The 18525-nt window shown below is 75.2% G+C and carries 15 protein-coding genes; 4 read left to right on the top strand and 11 right to left on the bottom strand.

The features are described from left to right. Positions 1-55 precede the first annotated feature (55 nt). Positions 56-643, top strand: a complete 588-nt coding sequence (locus ASF47_RS09445; RefSeq protein WP_056863766.1) for a TetR/AcrR family transcriptional regulator — start codon at positions 56-58, stop codon at positions 641-643. A gap of 58 nt (positions 644-701) precedes the next feature. Continuing rightward, on the top strand, positions 702-2345 hold the full coding sequence (locus tag ASF47_RS09440) for an MFS transporter (protein WP_056863765.1): 1644 nt from the start codon (positions 702-704) through the stop codon (positions 2343-2345). Positions 2346-2462: 117 nt separating this feature from the next. Here the strand turns inward: ASF47_RS09440 and ASF47_RS09435 are convergent, their stop codons facing one another. From ASF47_RS09435 to ASF47_RS09385, 11 genes are all read right to left on the bottom strand, one after another. Continuing rightward, positions 2463-3461: a methionine synthase gene (locus ASF47_RS09435; RefSeq protein WP_056863764.1), complete on the bottom strand. Its 999-nt coding sequence runs from the start codon at positions 3459-3461 to the stop codon at positions 2463-2465. A gap of 7 nt (positions 3462-3468) precedes the next feature. Then, positions 3469-4578 carry a tRNA 2-thiouridine(34) synthase MnmA gene (gene mnmA, locus ASF47_RS09430; protein WP_200919022.1) on the bottom strand — a complete coding sequence of 370 codons (1110 nt, stop codon included), beginning with the start codon at positions 4576-4578 and terminating at the stop codon, positions 3469-3471. Then, complete coding sequence (locus tag ASF47_RS09425; RefSeq protein WP_056863763.1) at positions 4575-5747, bottom strand: cysteine desulfurase family protein; 1173 nt, start codon at positions 5745-5747, stop codon at positions 4575-4577. The genes mnmA and ASF47_RS09425 overlap by 4 nt, the downstream gene beginning before the upstream one ends. Before the next feature lie 27 nt (positions 5748-5774). Further along, positions 5775-6764: an endonuclease/exonuclease/phosphatase family protein gene (locus ASF47_RS09420; protein WP_156697840.1), complete on the bottom strand. Its 990-nt coding sequence runs from the start codon at positions 6762-6764 to the stop codon at positions 5775-5777. Between the two features lie 62 nt (positions 6765-6826). Further along, on the bottom strand, positions 6827-7918 hold the full coding sequence (proB, locus tag ASF47_RS09415; protein ID WP_056863761.1) for a glutamate 5-kinase: 1092 nt from the start codon (positions 7916-7918) through the stop codon (positions 6827-6829). Further along, positions 7915-9459 carry a GTPase ObgE gene (obgE, locus tag ASF47_RS09410; protein ID WP_056863760.1) on the bottom strand — a complete coding sequence of 515 codons (1545 nt, stop codon included), beginning with the start codon at positions 9457-9459 and terminating at the stop codon, positions 7915-7917. The genes proB and obgE overlap by 4 nt, the downstream gene beginning before the upstream one ends. Positions 9460-9584: 125 nt before the next feature. Beyond that, positions 9585-9839 carry a 50S ribosomal protein L27 gene (rpmA, locus tag ASF47_RS09405; protein WP_056863759.1) on the bottom strand — a complete coding sequence of 85 codons (255 nt, stop codon included), beginning with the start codon at positions 9837-9839 and terminating at the stop codon, positions 9585-9587. 47 nt (positions 9840-9886) lie between these two features. Beyond that, complete coding sequence (gene rplU / locus ASF47_RS09400; RefSeq protein ID WP_056863758.1) at positions 9887-10195, bottom strand: 50S ribosomal protein L21; 309 nt, start codon at positions 10193-10195, stop codon at positions 9887-9889. A gap of 216 nt (positions 10196-10411) precedes the next feature. Further along, positions 10412-14155 carry an Rne/Rng family ribonuclease gene (locus ASF47_RS09395; protein ID WP_056863757.1) on the bottom strand — a complete coding sequence of 1248 codons (3744 nt, stop codon included), beginning with the start codon at positions 14153-14155 and terminating at the stop codon, positions 10412-10414. 362 nt (positions 14156-14517) lie between these two features. Next, positions 14518-15249 carry a TIGR03936 family radical SAM-associated protein gene (locus ASF47_RS09390; protein WP_056864559.1) on the bottom strand — a complete coding sequence of 244 codons (732 nt, stop codon included), beginning with the start codon at positions 15247-15249 and terminating at the stop codon, positions 14518-14520. 19 nt (positions 15250-15268) lie between these two features. Further along, positions 15269-16474: a winged helix DNA-binding domain-containing protein gene (locus tag ASF47_RS09385; protein WP_056863756.1), complete on the bottom strand. Its 1206-nt coding sequence runs from the start codon at positions 16472-16474 to the stop codon at positions 15269-15271. A 51-nt stretch (positions 16475-16525) separates the two neighbouring features. Here ASF47_RS09385 and ASF47_RS09380 point away from each other — a divergent pair, with 51 nt between their 5' ends. Next, positions 16526-17746: an MFS transporter gene (locus ASF47_RS09380; protein WP_414855732.1), complete on the top strand. Its 1221-nt coding sequence runs from the start codon at positions 16526-16528 to the stop codon at positions 17744-17746. A 4-nt stretch (positions 17747-17750) separates the two neighbouring features. Further along, positions 17751-18521 (top strand): DUF4190 domain-containing protein, encoded by a 771-nt coding sequence (locus ASF47_RS09375; protein WP_056863755.1) that lies wholly within the window; start codon positions 17751-17753, stop codon positions 18519-18521. Positions 18522-18525: the final 4 nt, after the last annotated feature.

The raw sequence follows: 18525 nt of genomic DNA, 5'->3' as shown, positions 1-18525 counted from the left end.
GAACCGTTTCGTTTCATCCAGGTAAACGCACCGCACGACCAGACGTGGAGCAGCCATGACCCCCGCCGAGACCCGCCCGCGCGTCGAGGGAGACCGCGAGCAGGAGATCCTCGACGCCACCCTCGAGCTGCTGAGCGAGGTCGGCTACGACCGCCTCACCATGGACGCCGTCGCCACCCGGGCCAAGGCGTCGAAGGCGACGCTCTACCGCCGCTGGGGCGGGGGCAAGGTGGCCCTGGTCATCGACGCCCTCAAGGCGGCCAAGCAGCAGCCCGACCTGCCCGACACCGGGAGCCTGCGCGAGGACCTGCGGGCCACCTTCTGCGGCATGGGCGGCCTGACCGACGGCGAGACGGTCTCGCACTTCACCAGCATCCTCACCGCGATCAGCGTCGATCCGGAGTTCGCCACCGCCTTCCGCCGCGACGTGCTCGAGGCCAAGATCGCCGGCTCCCGCACCATCTGGGAGCGGGCCCGCGCCCGGGGCGAGCTGCGCGAGGACATCGACCTCGAGCTCATCGAGCCGGCCCTGGCCGGCATCGTCATGCACCGCGTCTTCCTGCTCGGCCGAGCACCCGACGCAGACACCATCACGCGGGTGATCGACCAGATCATCCTCCCCGCGGCGACCCGCCGACCCTGACCGGGCCCGCCCGCTCCACCACGTCTCCACCACGTCTCGACCAGACCAAGGACATCCCATGACCGACACCGCACCGCCCGACCAGCAGGCAGGGGCGCACGAGCCGCGCCAGCTCCGCCTCGGCTGGGCCCTCGTCGTGATCTCGATCGCGCAGCTGATGGTCGTGCTCGACGCCACCATCGCCAACATCGCGCTGCCCTTCATCGGCGCCGACCTCGACATCGACCAGGCCAACCTCACCTGGATCGTCACCGGCTACGCCCTGGCCTTCGGCGGCCTGCTGCTCCTCGGCGGCCGCCTCGGCGACCTCTACGGCCGCCGCCGCGTCTTCATGATCGGCCTGGTCGTCTTCGCGGTCGCCTCGCTGCTCGGCGGCATCGCCACCAACGAGCCGCTGCTGCTCGCGGCCCGTGGCCTCCAGGGCCTCGGCGCGGCGCTCGCCTCGCCCGCCGCCCTGGCGCTCATCACCACGACCTTCCCGGCCGGCCCCGCGCGCAACCGCGCCTTCGCCGTCTACGCCGCCATGTCGGGCGCCGGCGCGGCCGTGGGCCTCATCCTCGGCGGCTGGCTCACCGGCATCTCGCCGCAGCTGCTCGGCGTCGACGTCGACGGCTGGCGCCTCACCTTCCTCATCAACGTCCCGATCGGCCTGGTGGCCGCCGCCCTCGCCCCGCGCTTCCTCAACGAGTCCGAGGGCACCGAGGGCCAGCTCGACGTGCCCGGCGCCGTCACCGGCACCCTGGGTCTGCTCGGCCTGGTCTACGGCCTGACCCGCGCCGGCGAGGAGGCCCACGGCTGGGGCGACACCTGGACCATCGCCTCGCTGGTCGCCGGCGTCGCGCTGCTGGTGGCCTTCGCCTTCGTGGAGTCGCGCGCGGCGCACCCGCTGCTGCCGATCCGCATCTTCCAGAACCGGACCCGTGCGGCCAGCTTCCTGGTGATGATGCTCGTGCCGGCCGCGATGTTCGCGATGTTCTTCTTCCTCAGCCTCTTCATCCAGCAGGTCGTGGGCTACAGCCCGCTGCACACCGGTTTCGCGTTCCTGCCGTTCTCGGTGGGCATCGTGATCGGCGCAGGCCTGTCGTCGAACCTCGTCAACCGCATCGACCCACGCTTCATCGCGGGCACCGGCACGCTGCTCGCCGCGATCGCGCTCTTCGGCTTCTCGCGGCTCTCGGTCGACGAGTCGAGCGCCAACCTGCTCCAGGCCGTGATGCCGGGCGGCCAGCCCGTGGGCGAGGACCTGAACTACTGGGCCTCGATCTTCCCCTTCATCGTGCTGATGAGCTTCGGCATGGGCATGGTCTTCGTGCCGCTGACCCTCACCGCCGTGCACCACGTGCGCGCCGAGGACAGCGGCATCGGCTCGGGCGTGCTCAACACCATGCAGCAGGTCGGCGGCGCCCTCGGCCTCGCCGTGCTCGCCACCGTGTCGCTGCACTTCGCCAGCGGCCGGGGCGAGGAGCTCTCCCCCGACCTGCTCGCGGCCGCGCAGCAGCAGGGCCTCAGCGGCGACCAGATCCCGCAGGTCGTCGGCGCCGCCACGCAGCTCGGCTCCTTCACCGACGGCGCGACCGCGGCCTTCCTCGTCGGCTCGGCGATGATCCTGGTCGGCTCGCTCATCGTGTGGCTCTTCCTCGACGTCAAGCACGAGGAGCTCGCCACCGACGGCCCCGAGGGCGCCCCGGTGCACATGGGCTGACGCCCGCACCCCACCGCTCGACGCCACGGGCCCGGTCACCTCGGTGACCGGGCCCGTGGCGTCGGTGCCCGTGCGCCCCAGGTGCGGCCCAGGTGCGCCCCGGGTACGGCGGAGCCCTCAGCTCAGGCGGCGCGCTGTGTCGCTCGACAGGGCCAGCGCGCGGCGCGACCACGCGACGTCGGCGCCGGCGAGGCCGCAGGCCGGGCTGACCAGCAGCTGCCCGGAGACGGTGCCGGGGTCGATCCCCAGCATGTCGAGCCAGCGCTCGACCCGCTCGACGAGCGCCCTCTCCCCCGCCTCGGGCCCGGCGGCGGCCGTGGTCGGCACGACGCCGAGCACGACGCTGTCGCCGGCCTCGAGCGCCTCGCCGAGGGCGTCGTGGTCGGCGGCGGTCATCAGCGACAGGTCGACGGCGAGGCCGCGGGCCCCGGCGCCGCGCAGGAGTCCGAGAGGTGTGCCGGCGGCGCAGGTGTGCACCCACGCCTCGCCGCCCGCCTCGGTCGCGGCCCCGAGCACCCAGCCGAGGGCGTTGGAGGCCTCGGGCGGGTGCACGGTGCGGTGGCGGCCGAAGCCGGAGGCGGTGGGCACCCGGGCGTCGAGCACCGCGGCCAGCGCGGGCTCGTCGACCTGCACGACGAGCCGGGTGACGTCGGGCAGGCGCCGCCGCACGTCGCGCACGTGGTCGCGCACGCCCTCGGCCAGCGCCTGGGCCAGCTCGCGGCGCGCACCGGCGTCGGCCAGCAGCTTGTCGCCGCGGGGACGCTCCACGGTCGCGGCCAGGGTCCACGGCCCGGCCACCTGGATCTTGAAGGCGCCCGTCAGGCCCTGGGCCTGCTCCTCCAGCACGTCGAGGTCCTGGGCGAGCAGGCTGCGGGCGCGCCGGTGGTCGACCCCGGCGCCGCCGCCGGTCAGGCGCCAGCCGGCGGGCTGGAGGTCGGCCCCCAGCTCGGCCAGCACCGCGAGGCCGCGCCCGGTCATCGAGGCGGTGGCGCCGCGGCCGGGCAGCTCCACGAGGTGGGGCAGGTCGGGGAGGCTGTCGAGCACGGTGCGCGTCGCCTCGGCGACGGCGGCGGCGTCGTCGCCGGGCATCGAGCCGATGCCGGTGGCGGCGGTCATGCGGCGCTCACGCGGCGACCCGGGTCGTGGCGGTGATGGTGGCCGAGCCGACGACGCGGGTGCCGTCGTAGAAGACCGCGGCCTGGCCGGGGGCGATGCCGGAGGCGTGGTCGAGCAGCTCGACGCGCACCCGGTCGCCGTCGTGCACCTCGACCCGGGCGCGGTGCTCGGCGCCGTGGGCGCGCAGCTGCACGGTGACCTCGGGGCCCTCCAGCACCCGCGGCACGGTGCCGCACCAGCGGGGGCGGTCGGCCTCCAGGGCGCTCACCGCGAGCCGCTCGCGCGGCCCGACTCGCACTGTGCCCTCCACCGGCTCGATGTCGAGCACGAAGCGCGGCCGCCCGTCGGGGGCGGGCACCCCGAGCCGCAGTCCCTTGCGCTGGCCGATGGTGAAGCCGAACGTGCCGTCGTGGCGGCCCAGCTCCTCCCCCGTGGCGTCGTCGACGATGGCGCCGCCGTGGTTGGGCGCGCGGTCGCCGAGCTTCTCGCGCAGCCAGCCGGCGTTGTCGCCGTCGGCGACGAAGCAGATGTCGTGGCTGTCGGGCTTGTCGGCCACGAGCAGCCCGCGCCGCTCCGCCTCCGCGCGCACGGCGGGCTTGGGGGTGTCGCCGAGGGGGAAGAGCGAGTGGGCCAGCTGCTGCTGGTCGAGCACCCCGAGCACGTAGGACTGGTCCTTGCCGGCGTCGGCGGCACGGTGCATCTCCACCAGCCCGTCGGTGCCCGTGCGCAGCTGCGCGTAGTGGCCGGTGGCGACGGCGTCGAAGCCCAGCGCGAGGGCCCGGTCGAGCACGGCGGCGAACTTGATCCGCTCGTTGCACCGCAGGCACGGGTTGGGCGTGCGGCCGGCGGCGTACTCGTCCATGAAGTCCTCGACCACGTCGGCGTGGAAGCGCTCGGAGAGGTCCCAGACGTAGAACGGGATGCCGATCACGTCGGCGGCGCGGCGGGCGTCGTTGGCGTCCTCGATGGTGCAGCAGCCGCGCGCGCCCGAGCGGTACGACGCCGGGTTGCGCGACAGCGCGAGGTGGATGCCGGTGACGTCGTGGCCCGCCTCGGCCGCGCGGGCCGCGGCCACCGCGGAGTCGACGCCGCCCGACATGGCGGCGAGGACCTTCACAGCCGCGCCGCCCGGGCCCGCGCCACGACGGGGCCGATGGCCTCCAGCACGGCGTCGACGTCGGCGTCGGTGGAGGTGTGGCCCAGGGAGAAGCGCAGCGAGCTGCGGGCCTCGTCGTCGGGGTGGCCCATGGCCAGCAGCACGTGGGAGGCCTGCGGCACGCCGGCCGAGCAGGCCGAGCCGGTGGAGCACTCGATGCCGCGCGCGTCGAGCAGCATGAGCAGCGAGTCGCCCTCGCAGCCGGGGAAGGACAGGTGGGCGTTGCCGGGCAGCCGCTCGACCGGGTCGCCGTTGAGCACCGCCTCGGGCACGGCGGCCAGCAGGCCGGCCACGAGACGGTCGCGCAGGGCCGCCACCCGCTCCGCGTGGGCGGCCTGGTGCTCCACGGCGTGCGCGACCGCGGTGGCGAAGCCCGCGATCGCGGGGGTGTCGATGGTGCCGCTGCGGATGTCGCGCTCCTGCCCGCCGCCGTGCACCAGGGCGGTCACCTCGACCTGGCGGCGCACCAGCAGCGCGCCCACGCCGTAGGGGCCGCCGACCTTGTGACCCGTGACGGTCATCGCGTCGAGCCCGGAGGCCGCGAAGTCCAGCGGCACCGCGCCGAGGGCCTGCACGGCGTCGCTGTGCACGGGGATGCCGTGGGGCGCGGCGAGCGCGACGACCTCCGCCACCGGCTGCAGGGTGCCGACCTCGTTGTTGCCCCACATCACCGACACCAGCGCCACCGAGGCGGGGTCGCGCTCGATGGTGGCGCGCAGGGCGTCGAGGTCGACCCGGCCCTCGAGGTCGACCGCGAGCAGCTCGACCTCGGCGCCCTCGTGCTCCCCCAGCCAGTGCACCGGGTCGAGCACCGCGTGGTGCTCCACCGCGGTGGCCAGCACCCGCACGCGGCGCGGGTCGGCGCTGCGGCGCGACCAGAAGATGCCCTTGACCGCGAGGTTGTCGGCCTCGGTGCCGCCGGAGGTGAAGACGACCTCGCCGGGCCGGCAGCCCACCGCGTGCGCGATCTGCTCGCGGGCCTCCTCCACCACGCGCCGGGCGTGGCGGCCCGAGGCGTGCAGCGAGCTGGGGTTGCCCACGTCGGCCAGGTGCCGCGTCATGGTCTCGATCGCGGCCGGCACCATCGGGGTGGTGGCGGCGTGGTCGAGGTAGACGGGAGTGGCGGTCATGTCCCTCCCAGGGTACGGCGGGGCCGCTCAGCCCACGACCACGAGGTCGGCCACGAGGGCGAGGTGGTCGGTGCCCCCGATCTCCACGGTGCGGGTGTCGAGGGCCAGCACGTCCTCGCCCACCAGCACGTGGTCGATCGCCACCGAGGTCGGCAGCGGCACCCCGAGCACCGGGAACAGCCCGTTGGCCGGCCAGGTGGGCTGCCAGCCGGCGTTGGTCTCGGCGGCCGCGTCGGCGTAGCCCTCGTCGAGGAGGCGGCGCATCGGCGCGTGGTCGAGGGTGGCGTTGAAGTCGCCGACGACGACGTCGGCGTCGGTGTCGCGGGCGACGTCGCGCAGCAGGTCGAGGTCGGCGTGCCAGCGCTCGGGGTCGACCGGGGCGGCGGGGTGCACGGCCAGCAGCCGCACGGTCGCGGCCCCGAGGTCGACCTCGACGCCCCAGGTCTGGGTGAAGGTGTCCGCCGCGGTCGCCTCGCCCAGCGGCGCCCGCGACAGCACCATCGTGCCGTCGATCGAGGCACCGGTCTCGCCGATCCGCTCGGGCAGCAGCTCGTCGAGCCCGGCGCGCTCCATGTCGGCCAGCGCGTCGTCGGTGACCTCCTCCAGCACCAGCACGTCGACGTCGTTGTCGACCGCCGCGCGCACGACCTCGGCACCGTCGGCCCGCCCCTTGAGCAGGTTGGCCGTCATCACCGTCACCCGCGCACCGTCGCCCGCGTCGGGCGGCGTGCCCGCGACCAGCGGCGACCACCACCAGGCGTGCAGCCCCCCGAGGCCGAGCACCACGAGGGCCGCGACCACGGCCGGGCCGCGGCGGCCGCTGCGGCCGCCGGTGAGCGCCCGGCCCAGCAGGAGCAGCAGGGCTGCGGCGTACAGGGGCAGCGCGACGGGGGTGAAGGCGACCGCCTGCACCGCCCAGCCGGGGCTCGGGTCGGTGGACCTCAGCGCGGTGAGCAGCAGGGCGGGCCCGAGGGTCGCCACCAGCAGGAGCCACCACACCGCGCCTCGCCACCGCACGGGGCCGAAGGTAGCAACGGCCCCCAGCCCGACCTGAACCGGCGACGTGGGCCGGTGGGTGCTCAGAGCACGACGAGGGCGTCGCGGTGCACGAGCTCGCGCTCGTAGGAGCGTCCGAGCAGCCCGGGCACCTCCGTGGCGTCGACGTTCACCAGCCCGCGGGCCACCGGGCGGCCCTCGGGGTCGACGAGGTCGACCGGGTCGCCGGCGTGGAAGACCCCGGTGTGACCGGTGACCCCGGCGGCCAGCAGCGAGGCGCGGCGCTCGACCACCGCGCGCACGGCGCCGGCGTCGAGCACGAGGGTGCCGCGGGGCTCGGTGGCGTGGGCCAGCCACAGCAGCCGGGTCGGGCGGCGCCTGCCGGTGCTGTGGAAGAGCGTGCCGACGGGCTCGCCGGCTACGGCCTCGCCGGCCCGGGCCGCGGAGGTCAGCACCACCGGGATGCCGGCGCCGGTGGCGATGCGGGCGGCCTCGACCTTGGTCTCCATGCCGCCGGTGCCGACGCCCGCGGCGTCGGTGGACCCGATCCGCACCCCGCCGAGGTCGTCGAGTCCGTGGACCTCCGGCACCAGCGCGCTGCCGGGCTCGCGGGGGTCGGCGTCGTAGAGCCCGTCGACGTCGGAGAGCAGCACGAGCAGGTCGGCGTGCACGAGGTGGGAGACCAGGGCGGCGAGGCGGTCGTTGTCGCCGAAGCGGATCTCCGAGGTCGCCACCGTGTCGTTCTCGTTGACGATCGGCAGCACACCGAGCTCGAGGAGCTTGGCGAAGGTCTGGTAGGCGTTGCGGTAGTGCGAGCGCCGGGTGACGTCGTCGGCGGTGAGCAGCACCTGGCCGGCGGTGAGGTCGTGGCGGCGCAGCTCCTCGGTGTAGCGGTGCACCAGCAGGCCCTGGCCGACCGCCGCGGCGGCCTGCTGGGCCGCCAGGCCGCGCGGACGACGGGCCAGGCCCAGCGGCGCCAGGCCGGCGGCGATGGCCCCTGAGGACACCAGCACCACCTCGGCGCCGCGGGCGCGGGCGGCGGCCAGCGCGTCGACCAGGGCACGGACCCGCTTGGGGTCGATCCCGCCGGCGGCGGTGGTCAGCGACGACGAGCCGACCTTGACCACGATCCGGCGCGCGGCCAGCACGACCTCGCGACCGGCGCCGCTGCTCACCGGCCGGGGTCCTGCTCGGACCAGTCCGGGTCCTCGCTCCCGCCGATCTCGTACGACGAGGGCCCGTAGGTCTGGCCCTTGCGCTCGGCGTCGAGACGGCGCGCCACGTCGGCGCGGGTCTCGCCCTCGGCGCGGTGCTCCATGGCCTCGTCGATCTCGCGGCGGCGGCTGGCCGCCGGGCGGGAGTGGTCGATGCGCTGGTCCTCGCCGCGGCGACCGAGCATCTCGGCGCCGGCGTCCATGCCGGGCTTGAAGTCGAACACGACGGCGTTGTCGGGGTCGCCGATGAGCACGGCGTCGCCCTCCTGCGCGCCCATCGACAGCAGCTTCTCCTCCACGCCGAGCCGGTCGAGGCGGTCGGCGAGGAAGCCGACGGCCTCGTCGTTGCTGAAGTCGGTCTGGCGCACCCACCGCTCGGGCTTCGTGCCGCGCACGCGCCAGCCGTCGACGGTCTGGGAGACGGTGAAGTCGCCGCTGCCGTCGGCGCCCTGGGGCCGCAGCACGATGCGGGTGGTCTCCACCGCGGGCTTCGCGGCGCGCGCGGCGGCCACGATCTCGGCCATCGCGAAGGTCAGCTCGCGCAGGCCCTCGCCGGAGGCGGCGGAGATCGGGATGACGCGCAGGCCGCGCTCGCGCAGGTCGTCGATGGTGATGTCGGAGAGGTCGCGCCCGTCGGGCACGTCGATCTTGTTGAGCGCGACCAGGCGCGGGCGGTCCTCGAGGCCGCCGTAGCGGCTCAGCTCGTTCTCGATCACGTCGAGGTCGTCGACGGGGTTGCGACCCGGCTCGATGGAGGCGGTGTCGATGACGTGCACGAGCGCCGCGCAGCGCTCGATGTGGCGCAGGAAGTCGTGGCCCAGGCCGCGGCCCTCGCTGGCGCCCTCGATGAGGCCGGGCACGTCGGCGACGGTGAAGGTGGTGTCGCCGCCGGTGACGACGCCCAGGTTGGGCACCAGGGTGGTGAAGGGGTAGTCGGCGATCTTGGGCCGCGCCCGCGAGATCGCGGCGATCAGGCTCGACTTGCCGGCGCTGGGGAAGCCCACGAGGCCGATGTCGGCGACGACCTTGAGCTCGAGCACGATCTCGAGCTCGTCGCCGGGCTCACCGAGCAGCGCGAAGCCGGGGGCCTTGCGCTTGGAGGAGGCCAGCGCGGCGTTGCCGAGACCGCCGCGCCCGCCCTGGGCGATGACCAGCTCGGTGCCGGGTCCGACCATGTCGGCCAGCACCTCGCCGCGCGGGTCGGCCACCACGGTGCCGTCGGGCACCGGCAGCACGAGGTCGGCGCCGTGCCCGCCGTTGCGGTGGGCGCCGGCGCCGTGCCCGCCGTGCTCGGCGCGACGCTTGGGGCTGTGGTGGTAGTCGAGCAGCGTGGTCACGTCGGGGTCGACCCGCAGGATCACCGAGCCGCCGGGGCCCCCGTTGCCGCCGTCGGGGCCGCCGAGGGGCTTGAACTTCTCACGGTGCACCGAGGCCACACCGTTGCCTCCCCGGCCTGCGCTGATGTGCAGCGTGACCCGGTCGACGAACGTGGGGACAGCCATGGTGCCTTCTCTCGATGGTGCTGCTCAGGGGTGGTGCTCAGGGGTGGTGCGGACGACGAAGGGCGCCCCGGAGGTCCGGGACGCCCAACGAGGAAGAGCCTGGTGTGCCAGGTGGGAGCGTCAGCTCACTCGCCCGGGACGATGTTGACGACGCGACGGCCACGGCGCGTGCCGAACTCGACCGCACCGGCCTGCAGCGCGAACAGGGTGTCGTCGCCGCCGCGGCCGACGCCGCTGCCCGGGTGAAAGTGGGTGCCTCGCTGGCGCACGATGATCTCGCCGGCGTTGACCAGCTGGCCGCCGTAGCGCTTGACGCCGAGGCGCTGGGAGTTGGAGTCGCGACCGTTCTTGGTGGACGCCGCGCCCTTCTTGTGTGCCATGTCGAATCCTTTGGTGTGCGCTGCAGGAAGCCTGAGACCGGGAAGGCTCAGAGGGAGATGTCGGTGACCTTGACCTGGGTGTACTTCTGACGGTGACCCTGGCGCTTCTTGTAGCCGGTCTTGTTCTTGTACTTCTGGATGATGATCTTGGGGCCCTTGGTGGCGCCGAGCACCTCGACGGTCACCGAGGCCTTGTCGAGGGCCGAGGAGTCGGAGGTGACGCTCTCGCCGTCGACGGCGAGGACGACGGGCAGCGTCAGCGTCTCGCCGACCCCGGTCGTCACCTTGTCGATCTCGATGACGTCGCCCACGGCAACCTTCTGCTGCTTGGCGCCTGCGCGCACGATCGCGTACACCGCGGTCTCCTTCGTCGGGTTGTGCTGTGTCAGTTGACAGGTAAGTCGGTGGTCTGGGGCTCCCGTGCCGCCGCACCGGGCCTGACCGGCCGGGCGTCGTGGGTGGTGCCACACAGAAGGGCACGCATCAGCGCACCGAGGACCCATAGTACGGACCCGCCGGGGCGACAGCAATTCGGTGTCGCCCCGGCGGGCCGTGGCGCCGGACGGGCCGGCTCAGCGCTTGCGGGTGCCCTTCTTCTTGACCGGCACGTGCGCGGCCGAGCCCTCCTCCGAGGACTCCCCGGCCTGCTCACCAGCGGCCTCACCGGCGGTCTCGCCGGCGGTCTCGCCGGCAGGGGGGCCGGCAGGGCGGGTGGCCCGGCGGGTGCGCGTGCGGGTCACGACGGTCGGCTCGGCCGGCGCCGCGGGCGGCTCCGGGTCGGCCTCCGACGCGGGCTCCGGGTCGGGGTCAGGGGCCGACTGCGGTGCGGGCTCCGCCGGCGCCGGCGCCGGCTCGGGCGCTGAGGCGGGCCGCGTCGCCGTACGACGACGGGTGCGGGTCACCACCGTGGTGGCGGGGGCCTGCGCGGCCTGGGCCTCGCTCACCGCGTCGGGCTCCGGCGGTGCCACCGGCTCGGGCGTCGGGGCCGGCGTCGGCTCCACCGGCGCGACCACGGGGTCCTCGGCCGCGACCGGCTCGGTCACCGTGGGCGCCGTGCGGCTCGCACCGCGCCGACGGCTGCGGGTGACCACCGTCGTCTGCTCGGCCGCGGGCTGCTCGGCGCCTGCCTGCTCGGCGGTCGCCGACTCGGGTGCGGGCTGCTCGGGTGCGGGCTGCTCGGGTGCCGCGGCGACCGGTGCCTCGTCCGTCTCGGTGGGCTCCGGGCGCGCCATGGCCGCGATGTCCTTCGGGGAGGGCGGGGTGGGGGGCTTGGAGGCTCCCCCGTCGCCCTGGCCGCCGCTCTGCTCGGCCTGGTCGTCCTGGCCGCGGCCGCGACCGCCGCGCGAGCGACGTCCGCCCTGGCCGCCGCCGTCGTTGCCGCCGCCGTTGCCGTTGCCACCGCCGCCGTTGCCGCCACCGCTGCGGTTGCCACCGCGCCGACCCTCGTCGTCGCGCTTGGGCTCGACGGGCTCGTCGTGGGTGACGATCCCGCGACCCTGGCAGTGCTCGCAGTTGTCGCTGAAGGCCTCGAGCAGTCCGGTGCCGATGCGCTTGCGCGTCATCTGCACCAGGCCGAGCGAGGTCACCTCGGCGACCTGGTGGCGGGTGCGGTCGCGCCCGAGGCACTCCACGAGACGTCGCAGCACGAGGTCGCGGTTGGACTCCAGCACCATGTCGATGAAGTCGACGACGATGATGCCGCCGATGTCGCGCAGCCGGAGCTGGCGCACGATCTCCTCGGCCGCCTCGAGGTTGTTCTTGGTGACGGTCTCCTCGAGGTTTCCGCCCGAGCCGGTGAACTTGCCGGTGTTGACGTCGACGACGGTCATCGCCTCGGTCCGGTCGATGACCAGCGAGCCGCCGGAGGGCAGCCAGACCTTGCGGTCGAGGCCCTTGGCGATCTGCTCGTCGACGCGGTAGGTCGTGAAGAGGTCGTGGCCGTTGTGCTCGGCGGGCTCGTAGCGCTGCAGGCGGTCGGCGAGGTCGGGGGCGACGTGCGAGACGTAGCTCTGCACGGTGTCCCAGGCGTCGTCGCCCTGGATGACCAGGGTCGCGAAGTCCTCGGTGAAGAGGTCGCGGACCACCTTGAGGGTCAGGTCGGGCTCTCCGTAGAGCAGCTGGGGGGCGCTGCCCTTGGACTTCTTCTCGATGTCCTCCCAGCGCGCCTTCAGCCGCTCGACGTCACGGGTCAGCTCGTCCTCGGAGGCACCCTCGGCCGCGGTGCGGACGATGACGCCGGCGCCCTCGGGCACGATCTCCTTGAGCAGCGTCTTGAGGCGGTTGCGCTCGGTGTCGGGCAGCTTGCGGGAGATGCCGCTGGTCGTGCCGTCGGGCACGTAGACCAGGAAGCGGCCGGCCAGGCTGATCTGGCTGGTGAGCCGGGCGCCCTTGTGGCCGATCGGGTCCTTGGTGACCTGCACGAGGACCGGCTGGCCCGAGGACAGCACCGACTCGATCTTGCGGGGCTGGCCGTCGCGGTGGCCCAGCGCGGACCAGTTGACCTCGCCGGCGTAGAGGACGGCGTTGCGGCCCTTGCCGATGTCGATGAAGGCGGCCTCCATCGAGGGCAGCACGTTCTGCACGCGCCCGATGTAGACGTTGCCGATGATCGAGGTCTGCGACTCACGGGCGACGTAGTGCTCGACGAGCACCTTGTCCTCGAGCACGCCGATCTGGGTGAGGTCCTCGCGCTGGCGGATGACCATGGTGCGGTCGACCGCCTCGCGACGGGCCAGGAACTCGGCCTCCGACACGATCGGCGCGCGGCGCCGACCGGCCTCGCGGCCGTCGCGGCGGCGCTGCTTCTTGGCCTCGAGGCGCGTGGAGCCCGAGATCGCGGTGATCTCGTCCTCGGCCGAGCGCGGCTTGCGGACCCGGGTCACGGTGTTGTCGGGGTCGTCGCCGTGCTCTCCCCCGTCGTCGCCCGAGCGGCGCCGGCGACGACGCCGGCGCGAGGAGCCCTCGCCGGACTCGGTGTCGTCCTTGGCGTCCTGCTCCTGGGGGCCAGTGTCGCCACCCTGGCGCTGACCGCCGCGGCCGCCTCCCTGGTTGCCGCCCTGGTTTCCGCCCTGGTTGCCGCCCTGGTTGCCGCCCCGGTTGCCCTGGCGACCCTGGCCGCCGTCACGGGCGGAGCCCTGGTCGGCGTCCTGGTCGGAGTCCCTCTCCGCGTCGCCGCTGGCGTCCTGGCCCTCGGAGTCGTCGTCGGAGTCGTCCTCGGAGCGGCCGGAGCCCCCGTCGCCGGACTTGCGGCGCCGACGGCCACCGCGGCGGCGACGACGTCGGCCGCCACCGCCCTCGGAGCGGTCCTCGTCGGAGTCCTCGGACTCGTCCGAGTCGTCGGTGCCGTCGTCGTCGGTGTCGTCGCCCGACGCGTCGGCGCCGCCCCGGGCGGTGTCGGCCTCGTCGGCGGGCCCGGTGGTGGGAGCCATGCTGGCGGCGACGGCCTCGAGCTCGTCCTCCTCGGGTGCCGCCTCCTGCGGCGCGGCGGTGCGGGTGCCGCCGGCCGAGCGGCTGCGACCGCGGCTGCGCGTGGTGGTCGTGGTGCGGGTGCGCGCGGGGGCGTCGGTGCCCGCCTCGTCGGGGGCCTCGGCCACGACCTCGGTCGGAGCCTCCGCGACCGGGGTCTCCGCGTCGCTGGGCTCCGCGACGGTGGGCTCGGCGGCGGGCACGGGGGTGGGCTCGGGGGTGGGCTCGGTCCGCACGGGAGCCGCGGCCCTGCCACGGGTGCGGCGGGTCACGGTCGCCTTGGTGGCCTTCGCGGCGTCGGGGGCCTGGAAGAGCACGGCCGGCGCCGCGGCCACCTCGGTCTCGGCGGGCGTCTCGGCGGGCGTCTCGACCGGGACCTCGGTCACGACGGCCTCGGGCGCCGGCGCCTCGGCGGCGGCCGCCTCCGCGGCCCTGGTCGCCGCGCTCTTGCGGGTGCGGGTCGTGGTGGTGGCCTTCTTCGCGGCCGGCGCCTTCTTGGCGGCGCTCTTGCGGGCGGCGGCTTTCTTGGCCGGCTTCTCCGCGGGCGCCTCGCCCGGAGCCTCGGCAGGCGCGTCGACCGCCACCTCGGCGGGCACGTCCGGGGCGACGTCGGCGGGCGCCGGGTCCGAGGTCGACGGCTCGGCGGCCGCCGCCTTCTTCGTGGTGCGCTTGGCCGGCGCCTTCTTGGCGGCGGCCTTCTTCGCGGGGGCGTCGGCGGCGGTCTTCTTGGCGGCCGTCTTCTTCGCGGTCGTCTTCTTGGCCGCGGCCTTGCGGGTCGTCACGGTGACGGTGGGGGCCGTGTCGGCGCCCGTGTCGGTGGTGACGTCCTCGCCCAGGTTCTCGTCGGGCATGTGGTGCTCCTCTGCCCGGGCGGCGCACTGGCGACCCGGACGTGTCAGACGTCGGCCCGCAGGAGGTCCGGGGCACGACGCGTAAGCCTTCGGTGGCGGCGACACCCTCCGCGGTGCGTCACTGGACGCGTCGTCGTCGCCTGCCGCGGTCGCTGGGCCTGCCCCGGGAGGATCCCGGGGCCGGGGGCCGACTCGCTGTCACCGAGCCTGCCGGGCCGCGTCGCGGTCTGGCGCCGACGTCGCACCCACTGTGCCGACCCCGAGAGTGCGGGCCGGCGAGAACGTCGTCGGGTCGTCGTCCGCGGCAGGTTCCACCGGTGCGACGACCGTGGCGAGTATCGCACACGGGCCGTCGATCCAGGTCATGTCCGCGCTGCGAGCGGGTCGCCGACCGTGCCGGTCGACTCCTCCAGCGGCCCCTGGGCCAGCCGGGTCAGCAGCGGAGCGGGCCCCGCCTGGAGGCCGCCGACGGCCGCCAGGCCGGTGAGCACGTCGTCGGGCCGCACCGAGGGCACGCCGTGGCGCAGCACCAGGTCGAGCGTCGAGCGCGCCCCCACGCCCGCACCCGTCACGGGGCCGGCCTCGAGGCTGAGCACGGCGGCGCGGCAGTCGAAGGTGCGCAGACCCTTCTTGGTCATCCGCTCGACCTCCACCGACTCCTGCCCCAGGAAGGCCTCGACCGCAGCGCGGGCGTCCGACTCCTCCGCGGCGACGTCGAGGCGCCAGTGGCTGGCCTGGAGGAGGTCGGCGAGCGATCCCCCGGGAGAGACTGCGACCTCGAGGATGTCGAGCCCGTCGGGCAGCGCCTCCTCCAGCGACGCCCGCACCGCGGCGACGTCGACGACCTCGGCGAGCCCGATCTCGAGGTACTCCGCCTCGCTCGCGGAGCCCGTCGGCGCTGCCCCGGCGTAGGAGATGCGGGGGTGGGGGTTGAAGCCGGAGGAGTAGGCCATCGGCACGCGGGCGCGGAAGACGGCGCGCTCGAAGGCGCGGCTGAAGTCGCGGTGGCTGGTGAAGCGGAGGCGTCCGCGCTTGGCGTAGCGGATGCGCAGGCGCTGGACCGGAGGGGCTTGCTGCTCGGGCTGCTCTCGCACCCGCACAGGCTACGAGAGGTCAGGCCGGTGCCCGCATCGCCGGCGAGGGGTAGACCGTGCCGACGCGCTCACCGGCGAGCCAGTCGGACAGCCGGTCGGCCTCGGTCCCCAGCGCGGCGCGCCCGGCGGCGGGGACCTCCTCGAGCAGGCGCACGAGCACGCGGCCCGCCTCGTCCTGCACCCAGCAGCCCACGACGCGACCGTCCCACCACGCGGTGGTGCCGGCGTTGCCGTTGCGGTCGAAGAGCGCGTCGCGGTGACGGCCGAGGTAGAAGGCGCGCTCCTTCCAGCCCATGACCGTGGGGTCGAGCACGGGCAGCAGCGCCGCCCAGGGCCCGACCTCCTGGCCCCGGGCCCCGTCGAGCGGGTGGTCGAGGAGGTCGTCGTCGGGGAGCAGCCATCCGGTGGCCCCGCCGTCGAGCGCGACCTCCACGGCCTCGAGGCGCGCGAGCGCCGCCCGCACGATGCCCTTGGTCGCGCCCAGCCACCACACCAGGTCGGCCTCGGTGCCCGGCCCGAAGGCGCCGAGCCAGCGGCGCACCAGCTCGGCCCAGCCGTCGGAGGCCGACCACGGTCGGGGCTCCTCCCCCAGCCACGCCGCCATCGGCGCCCAGCGCGGACGGGAGACGCGCCAGTGACCCGTGTTGACCCCCCGCACCACCTCGGCCTCGGCGCCCAGCAGGGTCAGGAGCCGGCTCACCGTCGGGGGCACCGACGACGAGGGCGCGCCCGCCACGGGCGCCGGCGCCGCCAGCGCCGGCACGGCGGCCCTGACCTCGGCCGCCTGGCGACCCTCCACGGAGCCCGCCACCACGCCGAGCACCTCCCGGCGTGCACGCTCGACCCAGGCGGCGCCCGCGCCCGGGTCCGCCAGGCCGTGGGCCTCGGCGTCCTTGGCCAGGCGCGCCCGCTCGGTGCCTGCCACCCGTGCGGAGGCGCTCCCCCAGGCCGCGGGGAGCAGGTCGCGCGGCAGCACGAAGAGGGTCCGGCGCATCGCCAGCTGCTTGACCAGCACGCGCTCCTCGTGGAGCGCGCGCTCCACGTCGGAGCGACGCAGCCCGTCGACCCGCGCCTGCAGCGACAGGTGCACCGTGGCGGGCTCGGTGGCGTGGAGCACCGCGACCGCACGGGTGGCGTCCTCGGCGTCGGCGCGACGCCGCACCGGGTCGATGCCGTGGCGCAGGGCGATGCGGTCGCGACGCTGCCGGTCGCTCACGTGGAGCACGACCCCATCCTGCCCCCACCGCCCGTCGTACGTCGTGGGTGCGGTGCCAGCATGGGCCCGGTGAGCAGCCCCGGACCCGTCACCCGCACCGTGCCCCTCGTCCTCGTGGGCGTGCTGCTGCTGGCGCTCAACCTGCGCCCCGCCGCCGTGAGCGTCGGCCCGGTGCTGGCCGAGGTCAGGAGCGGTCTCGGCCTCGGGGCCGGCGAGGCCAGCCTGCTCACCTCGCTGCCGGTGCTGGCCTTCGCCGTGCTCGGTGCCCTCGCACCGGCCACGGCGGCGCGCGTCGGACTGCACCGCACCACCCTGCTCACCCTGCTCGCCGCGGCGGCCGGGCTGGTGGCGCGGGTGCTCACCGACGACGACGTGGTGTTCCTGGCCGCCTCCCTGCTCGCGGTGGGCGGCATGGCGATGGCCAACGTGCTGCTGCCGTCGCTGGTCAAGCTGCACTTCCCCGACCGCATCGGACCGGTCACCTCGCTGTACACCGCCGCCCTCGCCGTGGGGCTCACCCTCGCGCTGACCCTCACCGTGCCGATCTCCGAGGCGGGCGGCGGCTTCCGCTGGGGCCTGGGCACGTGGGCCCTGCTGGCGGTGATCGCGGCGCTGCCGTGGGTCGCGCTGGTGCGACGCGACCGCGCGGTCGAGCGCGGCGGCTCGCGCGTGTCCTTCCTCGACGTCGCCCGCACGCGACTGGGCTGGGCGATGGCGGGCTGCTTCGGGCTCCAGGCGCTCCAGGCCTACGCGATCTTCGGCTGGTTCGCCCAGCTGTGGCGCGACGCCGGCTGGTCGCCGACCGCCGCGGGGGCGCTGGTGGGCCTGCTGGCCGGCACCGGCATCCCGCTGTCGCTGTGGCTGCCGCGGCTGATGGCGACCACCTCCCGACCGCGCACCCTGCTGCTGGGGGTGATCGGCACCTACCCCGTCGCCTACCTGGGCATGGTGCTGAGCCCGTGGTGGACCGCGCCGCTGTGGGCCGTCGTCGCCGGCGTCGGCGCCTGCACCTTCCCCCTCGTGCTCACGCTCATCGGGCTGCGCGCCCGGACCCCCGAGGGCACGGCGGCGCTCTCGGCCTTCAGCCAGTCGGTCGGCTACCTGCTCGCCGCCCTCGGCCCCTTCGCCGTGGGGCTGCTCAACGAGGCCACCGGGGGCTGGACCGTGCCGCTGCTCGTGCTCACCGCGCTCGTGCTCCCCATGGCCGTCCTGGGGGCCTACGTCGCCCGTCCGGTGTTTCTCGAGGACGCCCTCCCGCCGGCGCGCCGCGCCCTACAGTGAGCGCGTGACGACACCTCCCCACGGCCCCGGCGACCAGGGCGGCGCCGACGGCGACCCGGCCGGCCCGCCGTCGCCGTACGGCCAGCCCACCCCCTACGGCCAGCCCGGGGGGTCGCCGTACGGCCAGCCTGCGGGGTCGCCGTACGGCCAGCCCGGGGCCCAGCCCGCCGGCCCCTACGGCCAGAGCTACCCCGGCGGCCCCACCCACCCGAGCGGCTCGCAGGGCACCGACACCCTCTCCGTCGTGGCGCTGGTGCTGAGCTTCACCTGCTGCCTGTCCTTCGTCGGGGCGATCCTCGGCCTCGTCGGGCTGGGCCGCACCAAGGAGGGCCGCGCCAAGGGCCGCTGGGCCGCGGTCACCGCCATCGTCGTGGGCCTGCTCGGCACCCTCGCGCTCATCGGAGGCATCGTCGCCCTCGTCACCGTGGGCACCAGCCTGACCACCCTCGACGACCTCGAGGCCGGCACCTGCCTCACCGCCGACGGGCTGACCGACGACTCCGAGGAGAACGTCACCGACATCCGCGAGGTCGACTGCACCGAGGCCCACGACGGGGAGGTCGTGGCCACCGAGGTCGTCGACGGCGAGCCCACCGGCTGCGCCGAGCTGGCCAGCGCCGAGGGTTACGACGGCACCGAGGTCGACATCTCCCGCATGACCCTCATCCCGATCTCCGAGCAGGTCCCGCCGCAGGACGGCGACCGGGTGGTCTGCGTGGCCTACAACACCGACGGGTCCTCCCTCGACGCCCCGCTCCTGGGCGCCGCCTCCTGACCCC

Origin of the sequence: Nocardioides sp. Leaf285, assembly GCF_001422955.1 — a bacterium.
Taxonomy (GTDB): Bacteria; Actinomycetota; Actinomycetes; order Propionibacteriales; family Nocardioidaceae; genus Nocardioides; species Nocardioides kribbensis.
The sequence above is the reverse complement of the archived record's forward strand: the minus strand, read 5'-3'. Positions and strand labels throughout refer to the sequence as shown.

What these genes read in the sequence shown, in the direction of transcription:
- rpmA (WP_056863759.1), bottom strand. Translation starts at nt 9,839, where the DNA reads ATGGCACACAAGAAGGGCGCGGCGTCCACCAAGAACGGTCGCGACTCC.
- ASF47_RS09440 (WP_056863765.1), top strand. Translation starts at nt 702, where the DNA reads ATGACCGACACCGCACCGCCCGACCAGCAGGCAGGGGCGCACGAGCCG.
- ASF47_RS09445 (WP_056863766.1), top strand. Translation starts at nt 56, where the DNA reads ATGACCCCCGCCGAGACCCGCCCGCGCGTCGAGGGAGACCGCGAGCAG.
- ASF47_RS09425 (WP_056863763.1), bottom strand. Translation starts at nt 5,747, where the DNA reads ATGACCGCCACTCCCGTCTACCTCGACCACGCCGCCACCACCCCGATG.
- ASF47_RS09380 (WP_414855732.1), top strand. Translation starts at nt 16,526, where the DNA reads ATGGGCCCGGTGAGCAGCCCCGGACCCGTCACCCGCACCGTGCCCCTC.
- obgE (WP_056863760.1), bottom strand. Translation starts at nt 9,459, where the DNA reads ATGGCTGTCCCCACGTTCGTCGACCGGGTCACGCTGCACATCAGCGCA.
- ASF47_RS09435 (WP_056863764.1), bottom strand. Translation starts at nt 3,461, where the DNA reads ATGACCGCCGCCACCGGCATCGGCTCGATGCCCGGCGACGACGCCGCC.
- ASF47_RS09395 (WP_056863757.1), bottom strand. Translation starts at nt 14,155, where the DNA reads ATGCCCGACGAGAACCTGGGCGAGGACGTCACCACCGACACGGGCGCC.